Here is a 10,637-nt window from a genome sequence, read left to right on the forward strand (position 1 = left end):
CACAGAAGGAACATCACCGTGAACCACCCGCCGTCCACTCCTGCCCCTGCCCCTGCCCCTGCCCCCGCCGCACGCTCCCTGGTCGAGGACGTCCTGCCGCTCTCCCCGCTCCAGGACGGCATCCTCTTCCACGCCCTCTTCGACGAGGAGGAACGCGACGTCTACGTCGCCCAGCTGCTCCTCGACCTCGACGGCCCCCTCGACGCGGACCGGCTGCGCGCCGCCGCCGACACCGTCCTGGAACGGCACGCCAACCTCCGCGCCGGCTTCCTGCGCCGCGCCACCGGCGAACCCGCCCAGGTCGTCCAGCGCGGCGTACGGGCCCCCTGGCAGGAGGTGGACCTGTCCGGGCTCGACACGGCCGAGCGGGCCGCCGCCGTCGACACCCTCCTCGCCGAGGACCGGGCCACCCGCTTCGACCTCGCCCGGCCGCCACTGCTGCGCTTCGCCCTCATCCGCACCGGCCCGCTGTCCCACCGGCTGCTGCTGACCTACCACCACATCCTGATGGACGGCTGGTCCTGGCCGGTCCTGGTGCGCGAACTCCTCGCCCTGCACCACGCCGACGACGCGCCCCTGGGCCCGGTCACCCCGTACTCCGCCTTCCTGGGCCGCCTCCACAGCCGCGACACGGCCGCCGCCCAGGACGCCTGGACCCGCGCCCTGGACGGCCTGCCGGGCGGAACCCGCACCGCGCCCGTGTCCCCGCCGCCCGGCTCCGTCCTGCCCGACCGCGTGGAGACGTACCTCCCCGAGTCCCTGACCGAGCGGCTCGGCGCCCTCGCGCGCGACCACCGGATCACCTCCGGAACCCTGCTCCAGGGCGCGTGGGCGCTGTTGCTCGGGCGCCAGATCCGCTCCGAGGACGTGGTCTTCGGCGCCATCGTCAGCGGCCGCGACCCCGAACTGCCCGGCGTCGCCGACATCGTGGGCCTGTGCATCAACACGGTGCCGGTCCGCGTGCGGATCGACCCCGCGGAGTCCCTCGTCGCCCTGTTCGAACGCCTCCAGGACGAGCAGGCACGGCTGATCGACCACCACCACCTGGGACTGGTGGAGATCCAGCGGCTCGCCGGAGCGGGGGAGCTCTTCGACTCCTGCGTCGCCTTCCAGAACTACCCGGTCGACGCGGCCGGCCTCGCCGCCCTCGGCGCGGGCGGGCTCCGCGTCACCGCAGTGGACCCGTACGACGCCGCCCACTACCCGCTCTCGCTGACCGCCATCCCCGGCGACCGGCTGCGCCTGCAGATCGACTACCGGCCGGACGTCTTCGAACGGGCCACCGCCCAGGCCCTGCTGGAACGGCTCGCCCGGCTCCTGGAGGCCGTCGCCGAGGACCCGTCGTGCCCGGTGGGCACGGTGGACCTGCTCTCCCCGGCCGAACGCCACCGCGTCCTGGTCGAATGGAACGACACCGCACGCGACGAGCAATACGCGGAGGCCGTCGAACGCGTACGGCAGCAGGCCGAGCGCCGCCCGGACGCCGTCGCCACCACCGACGACAGCGGCCGCGAGCTGAGCTACGCGGCCCTCGTCGCCAGCGCCGACGCCCTCGCCCTGGCCCTGCTCGCCGACGGCGTGCGCCCCGGCGACCTGGTCGCGGTGCTGAGCGAGCCCACCGCCCGGGTCCCCGTCGCGATGCTCGGCATCCTGGGCTCCGGAGCGGCCTACGTCCCCCTCGACCCCGAGGGACCCGTCACCCGCACCGCCGCCCTGCTCGCGAGCGGCGGGATCGCCCGGCTGCTGGCCGCCCCCGAACAGCGCGCCCGCGCCGAGGAGATCGCCGCCGCCGTCCCCGGCGGCCTGCCCGTCCTCGTGATCGACGACGCGGCCGCCGCCGCCCCGGGCGAGCGGCCGGCGCCGGCCGGCGGACCCGACGCCCTCGCCTACGTCTGCTTCACCTCGGGCTCCACCGGCAAGCCCAAGGGCGCCATGGTCCACCGCCGGGGCATGAACAACCACCTCCTGGCCAAGGCCGAGGACCTCGGCCTCGGCGACGGCGACCGCGTGGTGATGAACGCCCCGCTCACCTTCGACATCTCCGTGTGGCAGATGCTCGCCCCGCTGATCACCGGCGGACAGGTCCACCTGGTCACCCGGGACACCGCCCGCGACCCGGCCGCCCTCTTCGACGACGCCGCCCGGAGGGGGATCACCGTCCTGGAGACCGTGCCCTCCTTCGTCCGCGCCGCCGTCGACCTGTGGGACACCGGCGTGCTGCCGCCGGCCCTGCCCGAGCTGCGCTGGTTCATCGTCAACGGCGAGGTGCTGCCGCCCGAACTGTGCACCCGCTGGTACGCGCGCCACCCGCAGGCCGCGATCGTCAACGCCTACGGCCTCACCGAGTGCTCCGACGACAACACCCACGCCTTCATCGGCCCCGACGTGCACGCCCAGCTGGAACACGGCCGGCTGCCCGTCGGCCGCCCGCTGCGCAACAACACCCTCTACCTGCTGGACGCCGCGCTCGCCCCCGTACCGCCCGGCGTGCCCGGCGAACTCTTCATCGGCGGCACCGGAGTGGGCCCCGGATACCTGCGCGACCCGCGCCGCTCCAGCGAGCGCTACGTACCCGACCCGTTCTCCGCCGTGCCCGGCAGCCGCATGTACCGCACCGGCGACCTCGCCCGGATGCGGGCCGACGGCCAGCTCGACTTCCTCGGCCGCCAGGACCACCAGGTCAAGGTCCGCGGCAACCGCATCGAACTCGGCGAGGTGGAGACCGCGCTGCGCACCGTACCGGGCGTCGGCGAGGCCGTCGTCGCCGTCGACCGGGACCACGCGGGCCAGCAGCGGCTCATCTGCTACTTCACCGGCACGCCCACCGCCGAGGAGGTCCGTACCGAACTGGGCCGGAACCTGCCCAACTACATGGTCCCGTCGCTGTTCCTGCACCTGCCGCAGTTCCCGCTCACCGTCAACGGCAAGCTCGACCGCAAGGCGCTCCCCGACCCGGCCACCGTGCACCGCCCGGCGGGCCGGCTGCCCGCCACCCCCGCCGAGAAGACGGTCTGCGAGATCTTCGCCTCCGTCCTCGGCCTCCAGGAGGCGGGCATGGACGACGACTTCTTCGCCCACGGCGGCCACTCGCTCCTCGCCACCCGGCTGGCCGGCCGCATCGGCACCGAACTCGGCGTACGGCTGAACATCCGCGACCTCTTCGAGACGCCCACCCCGGCGGGCATCGCCGCCCGCCTCGCCGAGGCCGCCACCGCACCCGCCCGCCCCGCCCTGCGCCCCCGCTCCCGTGACCAGGGCTGACGACCAGGCGTGACCGCGCGTTCAGGCGTCTGAACGCGCCTGAACGCGCCGCACCCCCGCGAAGAGCCCCCCCGCGAAGAGCCCGTCCGCACCCCCAGGAGACACCGCCACCATGAGCCCCACCGAGACCACCCCCGTGCCCCTGCGCATCGCGCACCGGGCCGGGATCGCACCCGAGGCCACCGCGGTCCGCGCACCCGAAGGAGAGCTGACGTACCGCCAGTTCGACCGGCGGGCGCGCGCGGTGGCCGAGGAACTGCGCGCCGCGGGCGCCGGGCCGGAGGACACCGTGCTCCTGGGGGTGCGCCGGGGCGTCCACTGGGCGGTGGGGCTGCTCGGCATCTGGTACGCGGGCGCGGCCCCCCTCCTGGTGGACCTCGACGCCCCCGACGAGCGGCTGCGCACCCTGCTGCGGGCCGCCGGGACCCGGCACGCGGTCGCGCAGGACACCTGCGCGGCGGCGATGCTGCAACGCCGCACCGGGAGCGAGCTGTTCTGGGCCTCCACCACGACCGCGGCCCCCACGTCGTCGGCTCCGCCCGCCGACGTCGCCCCCGGCTCCCTCGCCTACGTGCTCTTCACCTCCGGCTCCACCGGGCAGCCCAAGCCCGTGGCGGTCGGCCACGCCGGACTCGCCGCGCAGGTCGCCACCCTGGCCGGACGCTACGGGCTGACCGCCGAGGACGCGGTCCTGCAGTTCGCGGCCCCCGCCTTCGACGTCAGCCTGGAGGAGGCCCTGCCCACCTGGTGCACGGGCGGCACGGCCGTCTTCGTCAAGGACAACGTCCTCTCGCCCGCCGAACTGGAGCCGTTCCTCGCCGAGGAGCGGATCAGCGTCGTCAACCTGCCCACCCCGTACTGGTCGCAGTGGGCCAAGGACCTGGAGCGCGCCCCGCGGCCGCTGCCGTCCGCACTGCGCCGCGTGGTGATCGGCAGCGACGCGGGCCGCACCGCGGACCTGACGCGCTGGACGGCCGCCGGCCACCCCCCGGTGATCAGCTGCTACGGCCTCACCGAGTCCACGATCACCGCCACCTCCTACGAGCCGGGACCGGCCGAACTGGCCGGCTTCGCGGGCGACGAGCTGATCCCGCTCGGCGAACCGCTGGCGGGTGTACGCGCCTACGTCCTCGACGAGGAGCTGCGCGAGGCGCCCCCCGGTGCCGCGGGCGAGCTGTACCTGGCGGGTTCGTGTCTGGCGCGCGGCTACCACGGCCGGCCGGGGCCGACCTCCGAGCGGTTCGTCGCCGACCCCTTCGCCGACGCCCCGGGGGAGCGCATGTACCGCACGGGCGACCGCGTCACCCGCGCACCCGGCGGCCCGCTCGTCTTCCTCGGGCGCGCCGACGACCAGGTCAAGATCCGCGGCCACCGGGTCGAACTCAAGGAGGTGGAGGCGGCCGTGGCCGCCCACCCCGACGTCGTCGACGTGGTCGCCCGCGCCGTCGCGGCGGCCGGCGGACCGCAGCTGGCCGCCTGGGCCGCCGTCACCCCCGGCAGCACCCTCACCCCGGACGCCCTGCGCCGGCACCTTCTGGCCAAGGTGCCCGGGTACCTCGTACCGGCCGTGGTGACACTGATGGACAGGCTGCCGCGGACCCCGGGCGGCAAGCTCGATCCCCGGGCGCTGCCCGCGCCCGCCCCCCGATGAACCAGCAGCCCGCGGACCCCGTCCGCGACCAGACAAGGAACGCACCCGTGTCCGTCACCACCGACGAGTCCACCGATCCCGTCCAGAGCGCCGAGCGCCGCACGCGCAGGGACTTCCGTCTCTTCATGTCCTCGCACATCTGCAACGAACTGGGCGGCAGCATCACGTACGTGGCCCTGCCGCTGATGGCGGTGCTCACCCTCGACGCCTCGGCGATGCAGGCCGGTCTGCTGTCCGCCGCGGAACACGCGGCCTTCCTGCTGCTGGGACTGCCCGCCGGGGCCTGGGTGGACCGGATGCGCAAGCGCCGCGTGATGATGGCCGCCGACCTGGCACGCGCCGTCCTGCTGACGGCACTGCCGGTGGCCTACCTGCTGGACCTGCACTCGATGCCGCTGCTGTACGCGGTCGCCCTGCTGCTCGGCTGCGCCCGGCTGTTCGGTGACGTGGCCGATCAGAGCTACCTGCCGACCCTCATCGGCAAGGACACCCTGATCGCGGGCAACTCGAAGCTGGAGACGGTGCGTTCGGGGGCCGAGTTCGCAGGCCCCGGCATCGCCGGCTTCCTGGTGCAACTGCTGGGCGCGGCCGGGACGCTGGCCGGGCAGGCGGTCACCTCACTGGTGTCAGTGGTCCTTCTGGGGCGGATCGGCGCCCGGGAGGAGACTCCGGAGCCCGCCCCGCGCCGGCACCTGCTGCGCGACATCCGCGAAGGGCTGGGCTATGTCCTGAGCCACCGGATCCTGCGGCTCATCGCCCTGAACACGGCTGCCGTGAACCTGTTCCTCAGCGCGGTGATGGCCATCGAGGTGCTCTTCCTGACCCGCACCGTGGGGCTGCCGCCCGCGGCCATCGGCTGGGTGCTGACGACCGCCACCATCGGCTCGGTGCTCGCGGCCACCGCCGCGGACCGGGTGACCCGGGCCGTCGGCGCGGCCCGGCTCACGTGGCTGTCCCTGCTGGTGACCATGCCCTTCGGGCTCCTGCTCCCGCTGGCCGACGACGACTGGCGGATCGGCCTGTTCGTGCTCGGGTCGCTCGTCCAGTCGGCCGGCGTGACCCTGTACAACATCTGCCAGGTCACCTACCGGCAGACGGTCTGCCCGCCGCACCTGCTCGGCCGGATGACCGCCACCATGCGCTTCCTGGTGTGGGGCGTACTGCCCCTGAGCGGCCTGCTGGCGGGACTCCTCGGTGAACTGCTGGGCGTGCGCAACGCGCTGTGGCTCTGTGCCGCCGCCCTGTCGGCGGCCCCGCTGGTCCTGCTCTGCTCCCCGCTGCGGCGGATGCGCGAGTTCGAGGACGATGCCCCGGTGGTCGGGGCCGAGTCCGGTGCCACGACCGCGCGGTCGGCTCAGTAGCCCATCCGGAAGGCGATGTGGGTGAGCTGGGTCCGGTTCACCGCGCCGGTCTTGCTGCGCAGCCGGCGCAGGTAGGTGTCGACCGTGTGCGGGCTCAGCCCCATCCGGCACGCGATCATCCGGTACGTGTCCCCCTGCGCGAGGTAGGCGAGCACCTCCTGCTCGCGGGGGGTCAGGGCGGGCAGCTCCGGTGCGCGGGCGGTGAGCGTGGTGTGCAGCATGTGGGACTCCGGATTCCGGATCGAAGGTGAAGGGGGAGCGGCGGGGCTCGGCACCCCCGGTGACGGTGCGATCGCTTTGAGTGCGATCGCACCGTTTCGGACGTCCGGGGCCTGAAGTGGCCGGACACCCGCTGCTGTTCGTGGGGTACAGCCTTTCGTCCTGCATATCCTGGCGCCAGGGGGCGGGCACCTCACCAAAGTGCCTGGCAGTAAAGCGACCAGGGGCGAAAAAGGCAAAGTGGGGCAATGCAAACATCTGACGTGGTGCCGGATCCGAACAACGCCGATGTTGACATCGATGTCTACGGCTGGGTGCTCGAACACCGCACGGTGGACGTGGACGCGGTGGCCGCCGGAACGGGGCGCGATGCGGACGAGGTCCGGCGCAGCGTGACACGCCTGCGCTCCTCCCGGCTGCTGCACGTGAGTCCGATCGACCCGACGGTCGCCTTCGCGGTGGCCCCGGACACCGCCGCCGAGCAGCTCGTGGCGCCCCTGGAGGCGCAGATCCGCGACCAGCAGCGGGCGATCAGCGGGATCCGCGAGGACCTGGGGCGTTTCCTGCCGCACTATCTGGGCCGCCGCTCCACGGGGGAGTCGCTGGAGGTCCTGGAGAGCCTGGAGGACGTGCGCGGGGCACTCAACCGGGCCTCCCTCAACTGCACCACCGAAATGCTCAGTTCGCAGCCCGGGGGCGGCGGCAGGGTGCCGGAGGCGATGCAGGAGGCGCTGCGGCGGGACGAGACGATGCTCCAGCGGGGGATCTCGATCCGGACCCTCTACCACCACACGGCCCGCTTCAACGGGCCGAGCCAGGCATACGTCGCGGCCACCTCCGTACTGGGGGCGCAGTACCGCACCGCTCACGAACTGTTCGGCCGGCTCATCGCCTTCGACCGGGAACTGGCCTTCATACCGGTCTCCGACGGCAGTTGGGGCGCCGTGGTGGTACGCGAGCCGTCGACCGTCGCGTACCTGTGCAACATCTTCGACCAGACCTGGGACCTGGCCTCGCCGTTCTCGGCCGCCGCGGGTCAGGGGCTTGAGGAGGTGGCCCGCGAGATCCACGAGACGATCATCCGGCTGCTCGCGGCCGGGCTGAAGGACGAGGCCATCGCCCGGCGCCTGGGCATGTCGCTGCGCACCGCCCGGCGCCACATCGCCGACATCATGCAGGAGCTGGGTGCGGGCAGCCGTTTCCAGGCCGGTGTGGCCGCCGCCGCGCGCGGACTGCTGGACCTGGAGAACGGGTCGGACGGGTCGGACGGCGGCTCCGTACAGCCTTCCTGACCTGGTGTCACGTGTTTTCGTGTCTGTCGCGGTCGGCGGGCGTGTCGCATGCTGCTGGGATGGGAGCTGTGGAGCCGCCGAACAAGAGGGGCACGTGATGGACATGCCGGAGGAAGCCTGGGAGCGGGAGGCCCCGCACCTGCGGGAGATCGTCCTGTTCCTCTCGGTCCACCTGGACCGGGCGCCGGGTGTGCTGTGGCCCGAGTACGACAACCCGGCGTTCGGTGACGTCGACGACACCGGCGACGGTGACGACGCCGACGAATCCGATGACGCCGGCGCGGGGCCGGCGGGTGGCGGTGTGTGCCCGGCGCAGGTGGACCGGTTCACCGCCGAACTGGCCGCGCTGACCGGCCTGTCGGTCCGGCTGGACCGCGTGGAGACGGCCGGGACCGACCCGGGCGTCGGCGTGGACGCCGCCTGGACCGGGCAGCCCGGGGGTCGGGAGCACCTGCTGATCCGGCAGATCGCCGGCGCCGTGACCTGGCAGCTGACCGGGACCGGCGAGAGCGGCCGGTCGGAGTCCTTCCAGTGCCGGCTGCTGCCCGGCGAGCTGCTGTACGTACCGGCCCGCTGGTCGCGCCGCTGCGTCGGCGCACCGGAGGCCCGGTATGCCGTCATCTGTCTCGGCGACAAGGAGGGTTGACGGCGTCGGAGGCGGAACGGGGGGAGGGAGGATCGCGATGCGATCCTCCCTCCCCCCGTTCCGACGGCCCTCACGGGCCGGTGCGATCAGCCGCCCCAGGAGCTGTCGGCCGTGTCGCGGTTCCGGCCGTCCAGCGTGGTGCCGACCGTCACCACCCGGCCGTTGGACGTGACGATCTGACGCGGCGTCTGCGTGGTGGTGCTGCCCTCGCCCCCGGCGGTGGTCGTCACGGTGGTCGCGGCCGTGTCGCCGTCGGCGGCCTGAGCGGCGCCGGCGGCGGGCAGCAGCAGCGCGGACGCGGCCACGGACAGGGCGATGACGTAACGCTTGAGCATGGGATCCCCAGGAGTACGAGCGGTCTGGTCCGGGCGCGAACCACTTCGTGGGCCGTCCGCGCCGGTCGGTGCAGGACCAACCTTGCCGTGCCCCGGGCTCTTCGGTGATCGATCAGACTGCTCATCAAGCTGCCTGGCGCGATGGTGAGGGGCCGTAAATCCCCTCAACTCCGGCCTATTCGGTCAGGGTTCCCGCTCCTGCGGCGGCCAAAGAGCTCTGTTCATGCCCGGCCGATGCCTCCACGTGCTCCGCCGGGCCCCGGGTGTCCAACTCCCGCCACACCGGGAAGACCAGCGGGGCCAGGGTGACCGCGAGGTACAGCGCCCCCGTACCCAGCAGCGCCGCCACCAGCCCCGAGACGTCCAGGGCCAGCCCCGCACCGAGCATCCCGAGCGGCGTCGCCGCCAGCGCGGCGGCCGTCAGCAGACCGAACACCCGCCCCCGCACCGCCTCGGGCACCCGCTCGTAGGCGACCGACATCATCAGCGGACCCACGACCCCCGACCCGATGCCGGACAGGGCCAGTACGCCCAGCAGCACCGGCACCCCGGGCTCGGCGGCCAGCGCGGCACACCGCACCGCCCCGACCAGGACGAAGGCCCCGACGAAAACCGTGCGCCGGGGCATCCGGTGGCCCGCCCAGCCGTACAGGGCCGCCCCGAGCAGCGCGCCGGCCCCCATGGCGGTCACCATCGCCCCGAACAGGGCGCTGCTGCGCAGCACCTGGGCCCCGTACGCCGGATAGAGCACGCCGTTCAGCGCCCCGTCGAGGGCGTTGGTCAGCATCAGGACCCCCACCATCGCCCCCAGCAGCCGGTCCCTGCGCAACTGGCCGAGCCCGAAACGCAGTTCCTGGGCGTAGGAACCGCGCGGCGCCCCGCCTCCGGCCGGGCGGGGGCGGGCCGCCGAAGGCACCAGGGCCGCCACGAGGAGGGCGCACAGCGCCATCGCCGCCATGTCCGCGTACAGGGTGCGCACGGGGCCGGCGGTGGCGATGAGCAGACCGGCCAGCGGCGCCCCCGCCATCATGCCGATCCGGCGGGCTCCCTCGACCGCTCCCGTGGCCCGCTCCGCCGTGACGCCCGCGCGTCGCATCGCGCCGGGCAGGAGCAGCTGCTTGGAGGTGTCGGACGGTCCGCGGGCGGCCCCCACGAGGAAGACCAGGACGATCAGGACGGGCAGGGGCAGGGCGCCCGCGGCGTGCAGGAGCGGGATCAGGCTGATCGACGCGGCCGTCAGCAGGTCCGCTCCGATGCTCGTCGCGCGTACGGGCAGCCGGTCGACCACCGGACCCGCGAGCACGGCGGAACACAGCAGGCCCAGCACCTCGGCGGTGGCGACGAGCCCCGTCCGGGTGCCGCTGCCGGTGCTGTGCAGGACGAACCAGGGCACGGCGACCAGGGTCGCCGCCATGCCGAGCGAGGAGATCCCGGAGGCCGCCACCAGGGCGGCCAGCGGGGTGCGGCGGCGCGGTGACGCGGAGCCGCCGTTGTACGAGCTGGTCATACGGGGTTCCTTCCGGCACCGCCGCGCCGCCCGGCAGCCCGCGACGGGGTCTGCCGGGCGGCGTGGTGCCCGGGGATCGTCGGGTCAGCCGGCCATGCTCACGCGGAGGCTGAGCGGGCGCATGTCGGTCCACACCCGCTCGATGTGCGCGAGGCACTCCTCCTTGGTGCCGCGCACGCCCTGGTCGTGCCAGCCGAGCGGGACGGGCCGGACGGCCTCCCAGAGGGAGTACTGCTCCTCGTCGTTGGCGACGACCAGGTACTGCTGCGGGGACGAGTCGTTCACGGTGTTCTCCTCGATGGATCAGGGATGCGGAAGGGTCTTCGGGGTGCGGTGGTGCAGGAGGGTCAGGAGGGCCGGCAAGG

The 10,637-nt window shown here is 73.8% G+C and carries 9 protein-coding genes; 5 read left to right on the plus strand and 4 right to left on the minus strand.

All coding sequences use genetic code 11. From position 1 onward, the window contains the following. Positions 1-18 precede the first annotated feature (18 nt). The 3 genes from ACZ4YL_RS30130 (at position 19) to ACZ4YL_RS30140 (ending at position 6,273) form a co-directional block, all read left to right on the plus strand. The gene (locus ACZ4YL_RS30130; protein ID WP_468120928.1) at positions 19-3,261 is read left to right on the plus strand and encodes a non-ribosomal peptide synthetase; all 3,243 of its coding nucleotides are present in this window, start codon (positions 19-21) and stop codon (positions 3,259-3,261) included. A 112-nt stretch (positions 3,262-3,373) separates the two neighbouring features. Further along, on the plus strand, positions 3,374-4,912 hold the full coding sequence (locus ACZ4YL_RS30135) for an amino acid adenylation domain-containing protein (RefSeq protein ID WP_468120930.1): 1,539 nt from the start codon (positions 3,374-3,376) through the stop codon (positions 4,910-4,912). Between the two features lie 47 nt (positions 4,913-4,959). Continuing rightward, positions 4,960-6,273, plus strand: coding sequence for an MFS transporter (locus ACZ4YL_RS30140; protein WP_468120931.1), 1,314 nt, complete (start codon positions 4,960-4,962; stop codon positions 6,271-6,273). Here ACZ4YL_RS30140 and ACZ4YL_RS30145 read toward each other — a convergent pair. Then, a complete protein-coding gene (locus ACZ4YL_RS30145) occupies positions 6,267-6,494 on the minus strand; it encodes a response regulator transcription factor (protein WP_030716619.1) in 228 nt (75 codons plus the stop codon). The two genes, ACZ4YL_RS30140 and ACZ4YL_RS30145, sit on opposite strands and share 7 nt — an antisense overlap. 246 nt (positions 6,495-6,740) lie before the next feature. Between ACZ4YL_RS30145 and ACZ4YL_RS30150 the strand changes: the two genes are divergently transcribed. Both ACZ4YL_RS30150 and ACZ4YL_RS30155 read left to right on the plus strand, forming a co-directional pair. Beyond that, on the plus strand, positions 6,741-7,784 hold the full coding sequence (locus tag ACZ4YL_RS30150; protein ID WP_468120933.1) for a LuxR C-terminal-related transcriptional regulator: 1,044 nt from the start codon (positions 6,741-6,743) through the stop codon (positions 7,782-7,784). A 97-nt stretch (positions 7,785-7,881) separates the two neighbouring features. Continuing rightward, positions 7,882-8,430 (plus strand): hypothetical protein, encoded by a 549-nt coding sequence (locus ACZ4YL_RS30155; protein WP_468120935.1) that lies wholly within the window; start codon positions 7,882-7,884, stop codon positions 8,428-8,430. 86 nt (positions 8,431-8,516) lie between these two features. Here the strand turns inward: ACZ4YL_RS30155 and ACZ4YL_RS30160 are convergent, their stop codons facing one another. The 3 genes from ACZ4YL_RS30160 to ACZ4YL_RS30170 form a co-directional block, all read right to left on the minus strand. Beyond that, positions 8,517-8,765, minus strand: coding sequence for a hypothetical protein (locus ACZ4YL_RS30160; RefSeq protein ID WP_468120937.1), 249 nt, complete (start codon positions 8,763-8,765; stop codon positions 8,517-8,519). Positions 8,766-8,940: 175 nt separating this feature from the next. Beyond that, on the minus strand, positions 8,941-10,272 hold the full coding sequence (locus ACZ4YL_RS30165) for an MFS transporter (RefSeq protein ID WP_468120938.1): 1,332 nt from the start codon (positions 10,270-10,272) through the stop codon (positions 8,941-8,943). Between the two features lie 84 nt (positions 10,273-10,356). Next, complete coding sequence (locus ACZ4YL_RS30170) at positions 10,357-10,557, minus strand: MbtH family protein (protein WP_468120940.1); 201 nt, start codon at positions 10,555-10,557, stop codon at positions 10,357-10,359. Positions 10,558-10,637: the final 80 nt, after the last annotated feature.

The organism is Streptomyces sp. NPDC030021, assembly GCF_055574035.1.